Genomic DNA, 16539 nt, shown 5'->3' on the forward strand with positions numbered 1-16539 from the left:
GTGCTGCTAGTCTAGGGTTCACTTTTTCGACCGTCAACGTCCGCTTACGTGAGGTGCCGTGACCAGCGCCGAGGAACTCCGAGACCCCGTCCGCGAGCAGCTGCTCGACGCCGCCGAGCAAGTGTTCTACTCGCGGGGCATCCAGGCCGTGGGCATGGATCGGCTGCGGACCGCGGCGAACCTGCCGCTGCGCCGGATCTACCAGCTCTACCCCAGCAAGGACGACCTCGTGGTCGCCTTCCTGCGGCGGCGCCACGAGCGCATGATGGGCAGCATCGCCGACTTCGTGGCCAAGACCGACGAGCCGCACGCCCGCGTGGCCGCGATCTTCACCTGGCTGCACCGCTGGTTCTGCGAGGCCGACTTCCGCGGCTGCCCGTGGATGAACGCGTTCGGCGAGCTCGGCGCCACGACCCCGCCGGTCGCCGCCGAGGTGCACCACCATCAGCGCGAGTTCCGCAAGCTGCTGTCCGGCATCGTCACCGACGCCGGCTTCTCCCGCGAGGCCGGCACCGCCGTGTACCTGCTGGCCGAGGGCGCGGTCTCCGCGGCCGCCGTCCAGCGCACCGCCACCCCTGCGGCTGAGGCCCGCCGGACGGCCGAGATCATCCTCGGCGCCGAAACGCCCGGCCGCTTTCGCCGCGGCGCTGCCCGCGCCCAGTCCTGAGCGCGGGCGGCAGCCGTCAGGCCGACGGTGCGGTGGATTCCTCTGTGGACACCGTGAGAGCGGCGCCCCACTCGGTGATCCGGGTGCGGATGGCCTGCGCGGACAGGCCGAGGCGAGCCCGCACGTCGTCGAGTTTGCCGTGGGCCGGGAACTCGTCCGGCAGGCCGATTTCGCGGACCGGGGTGTCGACGCCGGCGGTGTGGAGCTGTTGCACGATCCGCGAGCCGACTCCCCCGGCGACCACGCCGTCCTCCGCCGTGACCACCAAACCCGCGCCACGGGCGAGGGAAACGAGCCCGGCGGGCAGCGGCTTCACCCACCGGGGATCCACCACGCGGACCGTGAACCCGGCGTCGGCGATTCCCGGCGCCGCGGTGAGAACGTCCGTGGCCATGGTGCCGATCGCGACGACGAGGACGTCGACGTCACCTTCGCCGGATTCCCACAGAACGTCGACGTCCCCCTCTCGACGGATCGCCGGCACGCTGGTGACCAGCGGTGACTTGGGAAACCGCACGACACTCGGACCCTTGTCATGGGCCACCGCCTCCCGCAGTGCGGCCTGCAACGTCGCTTCGTCCCGAGGCGCCGCCTGCACGAGCCCCGGCACCATCCCCAGCAATGCGTAGTCCCACACCCCGTTGTGCGAAGGCCCGTCCGCGCCCGTCACGCCGGCGCGGTCGAGCACGAGCGTGACCGGCAGCCGGTGCAGCGCGACGTCGAAGAGGAGCTGGTCGAACGCCCGGTTGAGGAACGTCGAGTACAGCGCCACCACCGGGTGCGCACCGGCGGAGGCGAGGCCGGCCGCGGACGTCATGGCGTGCTGCTCGGCGATCCCGACGTCGTGGAAGCGCTCGGGGAATGCGCGCGCGAACTTGCCCAGGCCCGTCGGCTCGCGCATCGCCGCGGTGATCGCGACGAGGTCCTCGCGCTCGGCGCCCAGCGCGGTGATCTCGTCGGCGAACACCGACGTCCAGGTGCGCTTTTTCGCGGCCAGCGGTCGTCCCGTGGCGATGTCGAACGCGGCCGGAGCGTGCATCTGCTCGACGTCGTCGTCCTCGGCCGGCGCGTAGCCGTGGCCCTTGCGCGTGACCGCGTGCACGAGCACCGGCTCGCCGAAGTTCTTCGCCAGCGTGAAAGCCCGTTCGAGCGCGGCGAGGTCGTGGCCGTCGACCGGCCCGACGTACTTGAGCCCGAGATCCTCGAACATCCCTTGCGGCGCCAGGAGATCCTTCACCCCGCGTTTCACGCCGTGCAGCACGTCGTACACCAGTGGCGCCCGCTCCAGCGCCCCCTTCACGGAGTCCAGCACCCGCTCGTAGCCCGGCTGCAGGCGCAGCTTGGCGAGCCGGTCGGCCAGCGCGCCGGCGGTGGGCGAGTACGAGCGGCCGTTGTCGTTGACCACGATCACCACCGGTCGCCGGGCCGCGGCGATGTTGTTGAGCGCCTCCCAGGTCATGCCGCCGGTGAGGGCACCGTCGCCGGTCACCGCGACCACACAGCGTCGCTCGCCGCGCAGTTCCAGGCCTTTCGCGAGACCGTCGGCGTAGGACAATGCCGTGGACGCGTGGGAGTTCTCGATCCAGTCGTGCTCGCTCTCCTCGCGCGCGGCGTAGCCTGACAGCCCATCGGTCTGGCGCAGCCGCTCGAAGCCCTCACGCCGGCCGGTGAGGACTTTGTGGACATACGTCTGGTGCCCCGTGTCGAACAGGATCGGCTCGGCCGGCGAGTCGAACACCACGTGCAGCGCCACTGTCAGCTCGACGACACCCAGGTTCGGCCCGATGTGCCCACCGGTCGCCGACACCGTCCGGATCAGGAACTCCCGAATCTCAGCGCACAGCGCCACGCGGTCCTCGAAGCTCAGCCGCCGCACGTCTTCCGGGCTCGAAACGCCCGAGAGCAGGCCGGTCATGCCACTCCCCTCGCCCACCGGCCCACCTGGCCGGAGCCACCCGAACGTACAACATGGTGAGAATGATCGTTCTCAGAGGTCGCGGTAAGCCGAACAAACGGGTTCCTGACAATCTTCGGTTACCGTCCCCGCCCATGCGGCTGATCATGAAGACGACGGTGCTCGCCGTCGCGGCGATCGTGGCGGGATTCGGCACAGCGGTGGCGACCGGGAACCCGGCGGACGCCCGCCGGGTCGAGACGGTGGCCTACCACCTGGGCAACCAGGCCTTCACGCCTCCGGCGGACCTCGGCTACGAAGGCAAGAACGAGCTCGACGGCGTCGTCTACTACCCCTCCGACGTCTCCGCCGGCACCCATCCCCTGATCATGATCGAACACGGCTCCTGGCAGACCTGCGCCGACCGCGCGGCGACCGACGCCAACACCGCGGCCCAGGCCGCCCTGGCGGCGGCCGAGAAGGCCGGCGACGACGTGGAAGCAGCGCGGCAGCAGAAGATCGTCGAGCAGACGTCCGCGCGAATGTGGGCGTGGCCCTGTGCCCCCGGCGTGCCACCGATGCCCAGCAACGCCGGCTACGAGTACCTCGGGCGGCAGCTCGCGCAGCTCGGGTTCGTAGTCGTGTCCATCGGCACCAACGGGATCAACGCGACGGCGGCCGGCCAGGCGCCGACCGTCTACTACGCGCGGGCAGCGCTGCTCAACGCCCAGCTCGCTCTGTGGCAGCAGCTGGCTTCGAGCGGGCAGGGACCCCTGCGCGGCCACTTCACCGACCCGGCCACCGGAAAGCCGCGCAACGTCGGCTTCCAGAGCCACCTGAACATGGGTGACGTCGGCACCATCGGCCACTCGATGGGCGGCGGCGGGGTTATGCAGCAGGCCGCCGACCAGCGCCACGGCGACTGGCCCGCCGGGGTAACCGTGAAGGCCGTGTTCGCCCTCGCACCCACCGACAACTGGAACGACGAGCCCGTCACGCAGGTCCCGTTCGCCCAGATGTGGGGCACGTGCGACCAGGTCAACACCGGCAACTACTTCGCGGGCAACTCCGGCGACAACCAGGTCCCGATCTACCGCTACACGCTCACCGGCGGCAACCACGACAGCTACAACACCGAATGGTCCCCAAGCAGCCACCAGGTCGGCAGCCACGACGACGCCCTCCCCGGCACCCGCCCGGGCACGTGCGCGTCCCAGCTCCCCGACGGCCCGCAGCAGGACCAGCGGCAGCTCACGGAGACCCGGCAGCGCGCCATCACTTCGGCCTACGTCACCGCGTTCTTCCAGCGCTTCCTCAACGGCCGCAACGACTTCGACCCCGTACTCACCGGCAAGCGCCGCCCCGCCGGCCTGCCGGACGTGATCGACGTCGGCTACACCCCGGCGGTCAGCTCGCGCTGATCCCAGTCGGTTCTTCAGGGGAGGCGCCGCGGGGTTCCGGCAGGTCCACGACCGGCGGGGGCACCTGCTGCGCCTTCGCGACGTCGAGAGTGAGGGCCGGCGACCCAGCCCATCGTGACGGGTTTCCCTTCTCCGGAAGGCAGAACTTCACGGCCAGCCGTGTCGGTCCGGTGCCGCTCGGCGGGCTCGGCACTGGTCGGCAGACTCGGCGCACCCGACCCGGCGGGCACGGCTCGGCAGGCATGGCTCGGCCCGGCGCATGTCGGCCGAGGCACCCGCCCGGCGAGGGGTCAGCCCGGCCAACTCTGCTCAGCCGGCCCGACGAGCCTCTCTCGGCGGGCTCGACTCGGCCGAGTTGGCAGGTTCGGCTCCGCGGGCTCAGCTTGGCCGACCCGACCCGACCCGACCCGGCGCAGGTCGGCCGAGGCACCCACCCGCCGACTGGTCACCCCGGCACCGCCAGGCCGTGCATTGCCGTGGAGAGCAGGCGTTCCACCAGGTCCGAGGTGCCGCCGGGTTGCTGGGCCGCCCAGGCCAGGCCGAGTGCCAGCGAGATCACCTCGTAGACCGTGACGTCGGCGCGCACGCGGCCGGTTTCCTGGGCGCGGGCCAGCAGCTGCCCGGCGGACGAGCGCATCGCGGCGCACGACGCGTGCAGCGCGGAGTCTTCGTCCGCCAGCGCCGCCATGATCGACTCCGGCAGGCCCAGGTAGGTGCGCACGCCCGTCGCCATTTCGTTCAGCCAGGTGAGCAACGCGTCGTGCGCCGCGAGGTCCGGAGTGCTCGCCAGCGATTCGGCCCGCGCGCGCAACGCCGCGAAGTTGCTGTCCAAAAGGGACTCCAGCAGCGCCGCCCGGGTCGGGAAGTGCCGGTACAGCGTGCCGATGCCCACGCCGGCCCGCCGGGCGACGTCCCGTAGCGACGCGTCGGTGCCCTGGTCCGCGAAGGCCTCGCGCGCGGCGGCCAGCAGCAGCTCGCGGTTGCGCGGCAGCTCGGACTGCGTGGCTTTGGTCACGCGAGCTCTCCCACCTTGACCTTACGGAGCACTGCTCCGTAGCTTTGAAGTGCACCGGAGCGGTGCTCCGGCCGACGTCGATTATACGCGCGCCGGCACCGGCAGATCCGCCAGAAAGGACCACGTCATGCGTGCGGTCATCCTCACCAGTCCGGGCGAGCCGGAGGTCGTGGAGCTGCCCGACCCCCATCCCGCGGACGGGCAGCTCCGGATCCGGATGGCCGGCGCGGCCGTGAACCCGGCCGACCTCCACGTGATCGACAGCGGCCACACGGGAGTCGGGCTGGGGCTCGACGTGGCGGGCGTGGTGGACGAGGTCGGTCCCGGGGTCACCGAGTTCGCCGTGGGCGACCGCGTCGCGGCTCTGCAGTTCCCGCACGCGCCCCACGCCGTCGCGGGTGCCGCCGCCGAGTACGTGCTCGTGCCGGCAAAGGACACCGCCGCGGTGCCGGACGGCGTCGACCTCCTCGACGCCGCCACCGTGCCCTGCAATTCCCTGACGGCAGCACAACTCCTCGCCCACCTCGGCCCGGCGGCAGGGCGGCGGTTGCTGGTCACCGGCGCGGCCGGCGGGGTCGGCGGCTACGTCGTGGCACTCGCCGCGCAGGACGGCTGGTCGGTCGTCGCCCTGGCCCGCGCATCGGACACCGAGTTCCTGACCCGCGCCGGAGCGCGCGAAATCGTCACGGACCTGGCGCAAGCGTCCGAGGTCGACGCGGTGTTCGACACCGCCCTGCTCAACGAGGCCGCACTGGCGCCGGTCCGTGCCAACGGTTCGTACGTCGGCATCTTCCCGGGCCGGGAACCCGCGCCCGAACGCGGCATCGACGTCACTTCCGCAGTCGTCTTCCCCGACGCCGCCGCCCTGACGCGGATGCTCGCCCTCACCGAGAAGGGAGTGCTCGAAGCCCGCCGCGCCGGCACCACCCCGCTGGCCGAGGCGCCCGCCGTCTACTCGAAGTTCCGGGCCGGCGGCATGCGCGGCCGCCTGGTCCTCACTCCGTGAGCGAGCCGCGGACCACCGGACCGAAATCGTCGTACGCCGCGGCGACGTCCTCCAGGTCGAGCTCGCCCGGCAGGTCGTCCGCGTCCTGACGCGCGAGCAGGTACGCCATGATCGCGCGCACCAGCCGTTCCTCCTCGATCCCGCCGAACTCCAGTTCGGACACGGTCGCGTTGTCCGACCGGAGCCGGATCAGGACCTCGTCGTCTCCGCTGGGGACGCTGACCAGGTAATCGTGCTCGGCGAGCCGCTCGAACCGGACCTGCTGTGTCGTCACGTCCACGACTCCCTCCTCCTTCAGGCGAGAACGGCCGTTCTCACCTGAAGGAGTCTAGGAACCGGCGACTGCGGAAGTCAATCCGGGACGGTTAACCCCGAGGTGGCGCGGCGAACCCGCCGAGCTCGCCTTCCAGCAGCTCCGCGAGGTGGATCGTGGTGTGGTCCTCGAACATCGGCCCCACCAGCTGGACACCGACAGGCAGCCCCTCGTCGGACAGCCCCACCGGCGCGACGGTGGCCGGCAGCCCGGGCATCGACGCGATTCCGGCCCACACGAGCTGGCCAGGGTAAGGCTGACCCACGCCGTCGACCGGGATCCGGCGGCCCCACTGGTCTTCGCTGTGGTCGTGCGGAAACGCCGGCGTCGGCATGGCCGGGCACAGCACGACGTCGAAGTCCTCGAACAGCTCCCGCCAAGCCTGACGGTGGCGTTGGCGGACCGCGTCGGCCGCGAGCCAGTCGCGGTGGCTAATCACCGTGCCCCGCAGGTGTTCCGCCGCGAGACTGTGATCCTCGGGCCTCACCTCGGCAGCACGCCGGCGGAACTGCTCGTAGACCGGCGGCGGGTAGCTCGCCCCGACGACGGAGTCGAAGAGCAGCACGAACGTCCGCGCAGCCTCCACCGGATCGGGCAGCAGCGGGCTGTCGTGCGCCACGACGGCGCCGGCCAGAGTCAATACGTCGGCGACCCGCCGAATTCCGGCCCGCACGCTCGAAGACGTCGGCATCAGCGGATGATCCTCGACCACGAGCACGCGGTAGTCGGCGAGCGCGGTGCGCCTCGAAGGCGGGAGTTTCCTCGAGGCACCGCGGGGTGTCGTGAGCGGATCCGGCTCGGCGAGCAGATCGAGCAGCAGCGCGAGGTCGCGCGCGGTGCGGGCCATCGGCCCGATCACGGTGAGGTCCTTTTCGGACGGCAACGGCGGGTTCGGCGGCGCCGTGTGCCCCCGCGAGGGCAGCACTCCCTGCGACGCCTTGTGCGCGTACACCCCGGTGAAATGCGCCGGAGCACGCAGCGAGCCCGCGATGTCCGACCCGATCGACAGTGCGCCGAACCCGGCGGCGAGCGCGGCGGCGGAGCCCCCGGACGAGCCGCCCGGCGTCCGCGTGAGATCCCACGGGTTGTTCGTGGTGCCGTAGATCGCGTTGTAGGTCTGCAGATCCCCCAGTCCCAAGGGGACGTTGGTCTTGCCGAGCACAATGGCGCCCGCCGCTTTCAGCCGCGCGACCGGCAGCGCGTCCTCGGCCGCGACGAAGTTCTTGAACGGCGGGATGCCCCACGTTGTCGGCAGGCCGGCGACGTTGAACGACTCCTTGACCGTGACCGGAATCCCCAGCAGCGGCCGGTCGTCCCCGCGTGCCAGCGCCGCGTCGGCTTCCCGCGCCGCCGCCCGCGCCCGGTCGAAGTCGCGCACGCACACCGCGTTGAGCTCCGGGTCGTACTTCTCGATTCGCGCGATCGCCGACTCCGTCAGCTCGACCGCGCTCACCTTGCGCGCGCGCAGAGCGGCGGACAGTTCGCCGGCCGTCGCGTAAGTCCAGTCCGCCTGCATCGGTGATCCCCCCTGCTGGGTTCGAATGGTCGAAGTCAGACTCTACGCAGCTGACTTCGGCAATCGCAACTCAGGGGTAGACTCACCGCATGGCGATGACTCTGGAGGGCGCGGTCACCGACCGGCGCGGCTGGCTGGCCGAGAGCTGCTCGATCACCAAGGCGATCGAGGTCGTGGGCGCCCGCGCGACCGTGCTCGTGCTGCGCGAGGCCTTCTACGGCACGACGCGCTTCGACGAGTTCGTCGACCGCACGGACCTCTCCCCCAGTGTCGCGGCCGCCCGGCTCAAGCAGCTCGTGGAGCTCGGCGCACTCGAGAAGCAGCCTTACCGCGAGCCCGGCTCACGTCCGCGCGCCGAATACGTCCTCACCACGATGGGCCGCGATCTCTTCCCGGTCGTGCTCGCGCTGATGCAGTGGGCCGACAAGCACCTGCAGCCCGACGGCGGCCCGGTCCGGATCGTCGAGCGCGGCTCGGGAAAACCCGTCAGCGTCGCGCCCCACACCGACTCCGGCGAGCCGCTTGACCTCGAAGACCTCGCCGTCGTGCCCAACGAGACCTGGGTGCGGCCGTGATGTCCGCCAGTGCGGGAACCCGCATCGCCACTCGCGAATTGGGAACCCGGCCGACGTCGCGGGGCGGGGGACACACGACCTCGGCCGGGCAGCTGCGGGGACGGCGGTCCGTCCCGGTTTTCATTGTCCGCCAGGGATTCCCTGGCAATCGGCGCGCCGTGGCACGCCTTCACTCGAGCCGCGCTCGGCCCGGTCGAGCAGCCAGCCGGTCGGCAGTCCGAGCCGCGCCGCCTGGCCGCGCAGGTCGAAGTCGTCCCAGCCCAGCAGCCGCTCGCTCGACCACCAGTTCGGCGGTCCCACGTACTCGGTCACGCCGCACTCATTCCTCGCGAGACAACCGGCGCCGAGACGTCTTCGTCGGTCTGCGGGTTCGGCAGCCGGCACAGCGGCCCGCCGCCGGGGTGTGAGACGACGCGGCTGTCGGCGAGGAACCACAGGCGCTCGGCCGGGCGGCCGCACACGGAGCACGGGCAGCCGAAGAGCTGCAAACCCCAGCGGGAGATCTGCTCAGGCATGGCTCGTCCTCTCCGCGTTCGTGAGGCGCCGAGCGACGAGCACGGCGGTGGGGCCGCTGCGCGGCAGCCAGCCCGAGCGCGTCCGCTGCCGAGGTCCGGCCGGGACGCGGCGGGCGGCGACCGCGCGTCCCCGGTCGGGCAAGCCGTGCTGACGCATCACGCTTCCACCTTCCGATCCGGAGTAGATCTCGGGGGGCGGGCGACATCTTCACGTCCCGGTGCCGGCTACCGCCATGGCTTTCGAGTCCTCACAGGATCGCCGGGACCGGCTCCGGTCCGCATTCCTGCCACCTGGAGTCCCCCGCCCCCGCTACCGGGACTTTCGCGCGTGGGCCGGGGGCTGGCTGTGCGCGCGGGCGGCGCCTATCCTCAGGCTGGGTGTTGCGGCGTGTCCAACGAACCGATGGTGCAGCGCCGCCGAACCGGAGAGCGCATGCGGCGGCGCTCCAGTGGCGCGCTCGCCGCGGTGGTCGCCGTCGCCACCGTCACGGGTATCGCGCTGCTGCTCGAACCGCTCGTGGACTCGGTGTCCCTGCTGATGCTGTACCTGGTCGTGGTGCTGCCGGTCGCCGTGATCTGGGGAACCGCCCTGGCGGTGGGCACCTCGTTGCTGAGCGTCGCCGTGTACGCGACCTTGTTCGCACCGCCGCCTTTTGCCCTGCAAATCATCGACGCCCAGAACGCCGTCGCGCTGGGCGTTTTCCTCATCACGGCGGTCGTGGTGGGGACCCTCGCATCACGGCTTCAGCGCACGGCCTTGATCTCCGAACGCCTGACCGACGAGCAGTCGGCCCTGCGCCGCGTCGCGACGCTCGTCGCACAATCTGTCTCGCCGCCAGAGGTCTTCGAAGCCGTGACACGTGAGGTCGGCCTGCTCTGCGACGCCGACCTGGCCCGCATGGAACGGTACGAAGTGGACGGCACCGTCACCGGCGTCGCCGCCTGGACGCGGGTACCCGTGCACCTGGTCGTCGGGACGAAGATCGAGCTCGACGGGCTCAGCGTCGCGCGCGAAGTGCGCGTCACGGGCACACCGGTACGGCTCGCGAGCTTCGCCGGCGAGACAGGCGCGATCGCGCGCGAGGCCCGCAACCTGGGCATCCGCTCGTCCGTCGGCTGCCCGATCGTGGCGTCCGGCCGGCTGTGGGGCGTGATCGCCGCGTCCACGAAAAGCGCCGAACGCTTCCCGGACAACACCGAGGCGCAGATCGCCAGCTTCACCGAGCTCGTCACCACCGCGATCGAAAACGCCGAGGCGCGCGCCGAGCTCCAGGCCTCCCGCGCGCGCATCGTCGCCACCGCCGACAGGACCCGCCGGCGCATCGAGCGCGACCTGCACGACGGCGCCCAGCAGCAGCTCGTCTCGCTCTCTCTGCAGGTGCGCGCGGTCCAGGCGCTGATCCCCGACGAGTCCCTCGAGGCACGCGGGGAGCTCGACCGCATCGCCGACGGGCTGTCCGACGCGCTGGACGAGCTGCGCGAGATGGCTCGCGGCATCCACCCCGCGCTGCTGGCCGAGCTCGGCCTCGTGCCCGCGCTCAAGGCCCTCGCGCGCCGCTCGCGGCAGGTCATCGACCTCGACGTCCGCGCCGACGGGCGGCTCCCCGAGCCGATCGAGGTCGGCGCGTACTACGTCGTCGCCGAGGCGCTCACGAACGCGGCCAAGCACGCGCAGGCCGGCGCCATCACCGTCGTCGTGGAGACCCGCGCCGACGTGCTGCGCATCGCCGTGCACGACGACGGCGCGGGCGGCGCCGACTTCGCCCGCGGCACCGGGCTGGCCGGGCTGAAGGACCGCGTGGAAGCGCTGGGCGGGCGGATCTTCCTCCACAGCCCACCCGGCGACGGCACGATGCTGCGCGCCGAGTTCCCGCTGGTCGGGCACGCAGGCTGAGCGCCCGTACCGGCCAGCCGGTAGGTGAGCCACCCCGCTGGCCGGGCCCGGGGATTCCCGCTCGCCGTGACGACGGCGACCCCCTCGAGGCACCACACTGGGTGACCAGACGGGGGCAACGAAGAGTTCCTCGGGAAGAAGTCCGGTCATGACAGTTCACCACCACGCAAGCAACAGGTACTGCACCCGGTGCGGGCGCTGGCACAGCCACTGCGACGCCTGCGGCTGGTTCTGGTACGGCGCCTGCACTTTCTCGGAGGCGCTGCGGCGCATCCGGTTGCACCAGCTCGACGAGGTGTACGCGGACGGGGTGACCGGCCGTGGCCGTACCGGTTAGCGGGAATGCGCGTAGTGCGTGGTTCTGGGAGGGTGGACACGTGCGGTGCCTGATCGTCGACGACAGTCCGGGTTTCCTGGCCGCGGCTCGTCGGTTGCTGGAGCGTGAGGGAGTCACGGTCGCAGGGGTGGCCCGGGGCGGAGCGGAAGCGTTGCGGTCCGTCGACGAGCTACGCCCCGACGTCGTGCTGGTCGACATCGACCTGGGCGGCGAGAGCGGTCTCGACCTGGTCGGGCGCCTGGCGCGCACGGACGCCGGCGGCTCGTCGCACATCATCGTGATCTCGACCCACGCGGAAGAGGACTACCGCGACGTGATCGCCGAGGGTCCCGCGGTCGGGTTCCTGCCCAAGGCCATCCTGTCGGCGCGGGCGATCCAGGGCCTGCTCGGCACGACCGGCTAGCGGTTGTCGAGGTAAGCCAGCACCGCCAGCACGCGGCGATGGTCGTCCGTGGTCTCCGGCAGGTCCAGCTTGGCCAGCACGCTGCGTACGTGCTTCTCCACGGTCCCTTCCGTGACCCAGAGCCGGCGCGCGATCCCGCCGTTGGAGCGGCCCTCGGCCATCAGGCCCAGCACCTCACGTTCACGGGCGCTCAGCGCGGCCAGCGGGTCGTTGCGGTGGCGTGCCTCGACGAGCTCCCGCACCAGCGCAGGCTCGACGACCGAGCCGCCCTTGGCGATCCGCCGGAGCGTGTCGAGGAACTCCCCCACGTCGGCGACCCGGCTCTTGAGCAGGTACCCGATGCCACGGCCGCCGGCCAGCAGCTCCATCGCGTGGTCGACGTCGGCGTGGGCCGAGAGCACCAGGATGCCGATCTCGGGCAGCTCCTCACGGATGGTCCGCGCGGCCTCGAGCCCCTCGACGGTGTGGGTCGGGGGCATCCGGACGTCGACCAGGACCAGGTCGGGCCGGTGCTCCCGCACGAGGTCGAGCAGCGCGGCCGCGTCGCCCGCCTGACCGGCCACGGCGAACCCCGAGCGGTCGAGGAGGCTGGCCAGGCCCTCGCGCAGCAGCACGTCGTCCTCGGCCAGGACCACTCGTGGCACCGTCATCGCCACCACCGCTTTCGCCGCGGTGTTGCCCGGATGCCGCGGAAGTCTTGGACAAATCGTCCCATAGCGCTTCAGCCGTCACCAACTCGTGCGGCGTGTCACGAACCGACGAGCACCACGTGCAGGGTCCGCGGCCCGTGCACGCCTTCGACACGGTTCAGCTCGATGTCGCTCGTGGCGCTGGGCCCGCTGATCCACGTCTGCGGCCGGTCCGGGTCCAGCAGCGCGACCGCCTCGGGTACTCCCGGCACGATCTGGTCCTCGCGGACGACGCACACGTGCACGTCGGGAACCAGGCTGAGCGCGCGACGGCCCTGGCCCGGGCTGTGGTCGAGCACGAGCGTGCCGGTGCGCGCGATCCCGACGGCCGCGGTGGTGACCACGGCGTCGCAGGAGTCGAGGTCGTCGGCGTCGGCTGCCCCGCCGAGGCCGACCGGGAAGCCGTCGGGGACCAGGATGTTTTCAGCCGGACCCAGCGCGGCGCGGACGGTGTCGGCCAGGTCGGCCGGCGTGCACCGGCTGAGAGTGGCGCGGTAGTCGACCACGCGTTCGGCGAAGAGGGCAACCACGTCCGCGGGCGATGGTGCGCTGCGGTAGCCCCTCGGCACGGGTGCCTCGGCGCGGTCGGCGTCCCGCAGAGCGCCGCGGACGGCCGCGAGGATCTCGTCGCGCGCCCTCATCGGCGGCCCGTCCGGCGCCACCACGCGCGGAAGGACTCCGGCGGTGGTGCGGGCAGGTCGCGGGCGCCGGTCCACAGCGAGGCGGGCCAGGGCAGCCGGCGCACGGCGCGTCGGCCGCCGGGCAACACGGCGCGGCCGAAGCGGTTCAACGCCTTGCCCGCCGCACCCATCCCGCGTTCGGCGAGGGTGAGCCGCCGCTCGTCGGACAGGACCCAGGCCGCGGATTTCATCGCCACCGCTTCGGGTTTCGGCGCCCCGCCGCGATGCGCGTCCACGACCTGGGAGCGCAGGTGGACGAGCACTTCGGGGATGTCGATGCGGACCGGGCACGCTTCGAAGCAGGCGCCGCACAGGCTGGAGGCGTACGGCAGCGAGTCGGTTTGCTCGTCGACGCCGACGCCCTTGAGCAACGGGTTGAGGATCGCACCGATCGGGCCCGGGTACACCGAGCCGTAGGCGTGGCCGCCGGTGCGTTCGTAGACCGGGCACACGTTGAGGCACGCCGAGCACCGGATGCACCGCAGCGCCTGCCGCCCCACCTCGTCGGCCAGGGCTCGCGTGCGGCCGTTGTCCAGCAGCACCACATGCATCTCCTGCGGCCCGTCGCCGGGCGTGATCCCCGACCAGGTGGAGGTGTAGGGGTTCATGCGTTCCCCGGTGCTGGAGCGTGGCAGCAGCTGGAGGAACACGTCCAGGTCGGACCAGGTTGGCACGATCTTTTCGATGCCGACCACGGAAACCAGCACCTCGGGCAGCGTCAGGCACATGCGGCCGTTGCCCTCGGACTCGACGACGACCAGCGTGCCGGTGTCGGCGACCGCGAAGTTCGCGCCGGACACGGCCATCCTGGCGCCCAGGAACTTCTCGCGCAGATGCAGCCGCGCGGCGCCCGCGAGCTCGGCCGGATCGTCGGTCAAGTCGGCCGGTGCGGGACGGCCGACCGCGGCCATCTCACGGCGGAAGATCTCGCGGATCTCCGCGCGGTTGCGGTGGATCGCGGGCACCAGGATGTGGCTGGGCAGATCGTCGCCGAGCTGCACGATCAGCTCGGCCAGGTCGGTCTCCCACGCCGTGATGCCCTGGGCGGCGAGCGCCTCGTTGAGGCCGATCTCCTGCGTGGCCATCGACTTGACCTTCACGACCTCACCGACGCCGTGGCCGTGGGCGATCCGCGCGACGATGTCGCACGCTTCGGTCGCGTGACGGGCCCAGTGCACGGTCGCGCCGCGGGACTGCAACGCCGCTTCCAGCGTCAGCAGGTGCTCGTCGAGGTGCCGCAGGGTGTTGTCCTTGATCGCCGCGCCCGCCAGCCGCAGCTCCTCCCATTCGTCCACCTCCCCGACCACGGCCGCGCGTTTGGCTCGGATCGTGCTGGTGGCGTGGGCGAGGTTGCGGCGCAGCTGGCTGTCGGCCAGCGCCTCGCGCGCGGCCGCCGGAAACGCGGGCATACCGACGAACGTGGCACTCACGCGTCCTCCTCGGTCGAGGCCAGTACGTCGGCCAGGTGCAGCACGCGGACGCCGGAGCGTTCGCGCGAGAGCAGGCCGCCGATGTGCAGCAGGCACGAGTTGTCACCCGCGACGAGCACCTCCGCGTCCGTGTCGCGGACGTGGCGGGCCTTGTCCGCGCCCATGGCGGTGGACGTCTCGGCGTTCTTCACGGCGAACGTCCCGCCGAACCCGCAGCACTCTTCAGCGGCAGGGAGCTCCACCAGGTCGAGCCCGCGCACGTTGCGCAGCAGCTGCAAGGGTTTGTCGCCGACGCCGAGCATGCGCAGCGAGTGGCACGTCGGGTGATACGTCACGCGGTGCGGGAAATACGCACCCACATCCGTCACACCCAGCACGTCGACCAGAAACTCGCTCAGCTCATACGTTTTCGGCCCGGTCTCCGCCAGCCGCGGCTCACCGGCGCGTCGCGCGACCATCCGGTGCTGATGGCGCGCCGAACCAGCACAAGAGCCCGACGGGGTGACGATGTAGTCGTACCCGGCGAACGCGTCGGTGAAGGCGCGCACCACGGGCACCGCCTCGTCGAGGTAGCCGGTGTTGACCATCGGCTGCCCACAACAGGTCTGCGCCTCCGGGAAGTCCGCCTCGACGCCGAGGCGCCGCAGCAGCCGGAACACCGCCTTGCCGGTGTCGGGGAACATCGTGTCGTTGATGCACGTCACGAGCACGGCGACCTTCACGCCACCACTCCCGCCCCGCTCAGCCGCGCCTCGGCGGCGGTCCAGTTCCCGCCGCCCGGCTGGTAACGCCGCAGCGGCTGGGTTTCGCGGATCAGCCTACGCATGGCCGCGAGGTCCGGCAGGCCGGCACCGAGGGCCCGCGCCTGTACGAGGACGTTGCCCAGCGCCGCCGCCTCGACCGGCCCGGCCAGCACCGGCACGCCGCACGCGTCGGCCGTCAGCCGGCACAAAAGCTCGTTGCGGGCACCGCCGCCGACGAGGTGCACCACGTCGACCGGCCGGCCCGTGACCTGCGCGGCCTGCCGGACCGCGCGCCGGTACGCGAGCGCGAGACTGTCCACAATGCACCGCACGAGCTCGCCCCGGCTTTCCGGCGGCCGCTGCCCGGTTTCGCGGCAGGCGGCGGCGATGCGCGCGGGCATGTCGCCGGGCGGGAGAAACTCGGGTGCGTCGATGTCCACGACGGCCGCCAGCGCGGGTGCGGCGGCCGCCTCCGCGAGCACTGTCGCCAGGTCCGCGGGCTCGCCGTGCGCGGCCCAGGTCCGCAGGGTTTCGGTGAGCACCCACAGGCCCATCACGTTGCGCAGGAAGCGGATCTTGCCGTCGACGCCGGTCTCGTTGGTGAAGTTGGCCGCCAGCGCCGAGGCGCCGAGCTGCGGTTCGTCGAGCTCCAGCCCGACCAGCGACCACGTGCCGGAGGAGATGTAGGCGAAGTTCGTGCCGGGCTCGGCGGGCACCGCCACGACCGCCGACGCCGTGTCGTGCGAACCGACGGCGACCACCGGCAGCTCCGGTTTCCCGAGCTCTTCGGCCAGCGCCGGCAGCAGCGTCCCGATTCGCTCCCCCGGCTCGCGCAGCGGAGGCAGCAGCCGCGCCGGAATGCCGGCCCGCTCGGCGAGGCCGGCCGCCCAGGTCCGCTCGCGCACGTCGTAGAGCTGCGTGGTCGACGCGTTGGTGCGCTCCGCGCCGACGCTCCCGGTGAGCCAGTAGCCCAGCAGGTCCGGGATCAGCAGCATCTTCTCGGCCGCCGCGAGCCGGTCGCCTTCGGACACCAGCTGGTAGAGCGTGTTGAACGGCAGCTCCTGCAGCCCGGTGACGGCGAACAGCTCCGGCGCGGGGATCCTCCGGTGCACGAACTCCGCCACGCCGTCGGTGCGGGAGTCGCGGTAGTGCACGGGGTTGCCGAGCAGCCGGCCGTCGGCGCCGAGCAGCCCGTAGTCGACAGCCCACGAGTCGATGCCGACACCCGTCACCTCGCCGGCGTCGCCGAGCCCGGCCAGCACCTCGCGGTACAGCCCGAGCACGTCCCAGTGCAGCGTGGAGCCGGTGGCGTTCGCGACCCGGACGCCGCCGTTCGGAAACCGCCGCACTTCTTCCAGTTCGAGCCGCCCGGGCCCGACCGTCCCGGCCATCACCCGGCCGCTGGTGGCACCGAGGTCGACGGCGGCCACGCGCATCACCC

General features: G+C 71.9%; 18 protein-coding genes. 6 read left to right on the forward strand and 12 right to left on the reverse strand.

The annotated features are described in order from the left end of the window. The first annotated feature begins 58 nt into the window (after nucleotides 1-58). Complete coding sequence (locus AB0H62_RS43110) at nucleotides 59-667, forward strand: TetR/AcrR family transcriptional regulator (RefSeq protein ID WP_220240371.1); 609 nt, start codon at nucleotides 59-61, stop codon at nucleotides 665-667. A 16-nt stretch (nucleotides 668-683) separates the two neighbouring features. Here the strand turns inward: AB0H62_RS43110 and dxs are convergent, their stop codons facing one another. Then, nucleotides 684-2582 (reverse strand): 1-deoxy-D-xylulose-5-phosphate synthase, encoded by a 1899-nt coding sequence (gene dxs, locus AB0H62_RS43115; RefSeq protein WP_220247698.1) that lies wholly within the window; start codon nucleotides 2580-2582, stop codon nucleotides 684-686. Nucleotides 2583-2716: 134 nt separating this feature from the next. Between dxs and AB0H62_RS43120 the strand changes: the two genes are divergently transcribed. Beyond that, on the forward strand, nucleotides 2717-3982 hold the full coding sequence (locus tag AB0H62_RS43120) for a hypothetical protein (RefSeq protein ID WP_360592145.1): 1266 nt from the start codon (nucleotides 2717-2719) through the stop codon (nucleotides 3980-3982). Nucleotides 3983-4427: 445 nt separating this feature from the next. Here AB0H62_RS43120 and AB0H62_RS43125 read toward each other — a convergent pair whose 3' ends face one another. After that, complete coding sequence (locus tag AB0H62_RS43125) at nucleotides 4428-4997, reverse strand: helix-turn-helix domain-containing protein (RefSeq protein WP_360592146.1); 570 nt, start codon at nucleotides 4995-4997, stop codon at nucleotides 4428-4430. Between the two features lie 127 nt (nucleotides 4998-5124). Between AB0H62_RS43125 and AB0H62_RS43130 the strand changes: the two genes are divergently transcribed. Next, nucleotides 5125-6003: an alcohol dehydrogenase catalytic domain-containing protein gene (locus tag AB0H62_RS43130; protein ID WP_360592147.1), complete on the forward strand. Its 879-nt coding sequence runs from the start codon at nucleotides 5125-5127 to the stop codon at nucleotides 6001-6003. Here the strand turns inward: AB0H62_RS43130 and AB0H62_RS43135 are convergent. Both AB0H62_RS43135 and AB0H62_RS43140 read right to left on the reverse strand, forming a co-directional pair. Further along, complete coding sequence (locus tag AB0H62_RS43135; RefSeq protein ID WP_220240367.1) at nucleotides 5993-6283, reverse strand: hypothetical protein; 291 nt, start codon at nucleotides 6281-6283, stop codon at nucleotides 5993-5995. The two genes, AB0H62_RS43130 and AB0H62_RS43135, sit on opposite strands and share 11 nt — an antisense overlap. 85 nt (nucleotides 6284-6368) lie before the next feature. Beyond that, nucleotides 6369-7832, reverse strand: a complete 1464-nt coding sequence (locus tag AB0H62_RS43140; RefSeq protein WP_220240366.1) for an amidase — start codon at nucleotides 7830-7832, stop codon at nucleotides 6369-6371. An 89-nt stretch (nucleotides 7833-7921) separates the two neighbouring features. On the opposite strand from AB0H62_RS43140, the gene AB0H62_RS43145 reads away from it, so the two are divergent. Continuing rightward, nucleotides 7922-8407, forward strand: coding sequence for a helix-turn-helix domain-containing protein (locus AB0H62_RS43145; RefSeq protein WP_360592148.1), 486 nt, complete (start codon nucleotides 7922-7924; stop codon nucleotides 8405-8407). Between the two features lie 120 nt (nucleotides 8408-8527). Here AB0H62_RS43145 and AB0H62_RS43150 read toward each other — a convergent pair whose 3' ends face one another. From AB0H62_RS43150 to AB0H62_RS43160, 3 genes are read right to left on the reverse strand one after another with little or no spacing between them, the layout of a single operon-like run. After that, nucleotides 8528-8719 carry a hypothetical protein gene (locus AB0H62_RS43150; RefSeq protein ID WP_360592149.1) on the reverse strand — a complete coding sequence of 64 codons (192 nt, stop codon included), beginning with the start codon at nucleotides 8717-8719 and terminating at the stop codon, nucleotides 8528-8530. After that, the gene (locus AB0H62_RS43155) at nucleotides 8716-8922 is read right to left on the reverse strand and encodes a hypothetical protein (protein ID WP_220240363.1); all 207 of its coding nucleotides are present in this window, start codon (nucleotides 8920-8922) and stop codon (nucleotides 8716-8718) included. The genes AB0H62_RS43150 and AB0H62_RS43155 overlap by 4 nt, the downstream gene beginning before the upstream one ends. Continuing rightward, nucleotides 8915-9079 (reverse strand): hypothetical protein, encoded by a 165-nt coding sequence (locus AB0H62_RS43160; RefSeq protein WP_220240362.1) that lies wholly within the window; start codon nucleotides 9077-9079, stop codon nucleotides 8915-8917. The genes AB0H62_RS43155 and AB0H62_RS43160 overlap by 8 nt, the downstream gene beginning before the upstream one ends. Before the next feature lie 231 nt (nucleotides 9080-9310). On the opposite strand from AB0H62_RS43160, the gene AB0H62_RS43165 reads away from it, so the two are divergent. Both AB0H62_RS43165 and AB0H62_RS43170 read left to right on the forward strand, forming a co-directional pair. Further along, nucleotides 9311-10816, forward strand: a complete 1506-nt coding sequence (locus AB0H62_RS43165; protein WP_360592150.1) for a DUF4118 domain-containing protein — start codon at nucleotides 9311-9313, stop codon at nucleotides 10814-10816. Nucleotides 10817-11193: 377 nt separating this feature from the next. Continuing rightward, nucleotides 11194-11556 (forward strand): response regulator, encoded by a 363-nt coding sequence (locus AB0H62_RS43170; protein ID WP_360592151.1) that lies wholly within the window; start codon nucleotides 11194-11196, stop codon nucleotides 11554-11556. On the opposite strand, the gene AB0H62_RS43175 is transcribed toward AB0H62_RS43170, so the two are convergent. From AB0H62_RS43175 to AB0H62_RS43195, 5 genes are all read right to left on the reverse strand, one after another. Continuing rightward, on the reverse strand, nucleotides 11553-12206 hold the full coding sequence (locus AB0H62_RS43175) for a response regulator transcription factor (protein ID WP_220240359.1): 654 nt from the start codon (nucleotides 12204-12206) through the stop codon (nucleotides 11553-11555). The genes AB0H62_RS43170 and AB0H62_RS43175 overlap by 4 nt on opposite strands. A gap of 98 nt (nucleotides 12207-12304) precedes the next feature. Further along, a complete protein-coding gene (locus AB0H62_RS43180) occupies nucleotides 12305-12886 on the reverse strand; it encodes an LUD domain-containing protein (RefSeq protein WP_360592152.1) in 582 nt (193 codons plus the stop codon). Continuing rightward, nucleotides 12883-14334, reverse strand: a complete 1452-nt coding sequence (locus tag AB0H62_RS43185) for a lactate utilization protein B (RefSeq protein WP_360592173.1) — start codon at nucleotides 14332-14334, stop codon at nucleotides 12883-12885. Before AB0H62_RS43185 ends, AB0H62_RS43180 begins: the two co-directional genes overlap by 4 nt. Before the next feature lie 17 nt (nucleotides 14335-14351). After that, entirely contained in the window at nucleotides 14352-15077 is a 726-nt protein-coding gene (locus tag AB0H62_RS43190) for a (Fe-S)-binding protein (protein WP_220240357.1), read from the reverse strand. After that, nucleotides 15074-16534 carry a rhamnulokinase family protein gene (locus tag AB0H62_RS43195; protein WP_360592174.1) on the reverse strand — a complete coding sequence of 487 codons (1461 nt, stop codon included), beginning with the start codon at nucleotides 16532-16534 and terminating at the stop codon, nucleotides 15074-15076. The genes AB0H62_RS43190 and AB0H62_RS43195 overlap by 4 nt, the downstream gene beginning before the upstream one ends. Nucleotides 16535-16539 lie beyond the last annotated feature (5 nt).

This window comes from Amycolatopsis sp. NPDC050768, from assembly GCF_040654155.1.
GTDB lineage: Bacteria > Actinomycetota > Actinomycetes > Mycobacteriales > Pseudonocardiaceae > Amycolatopsis.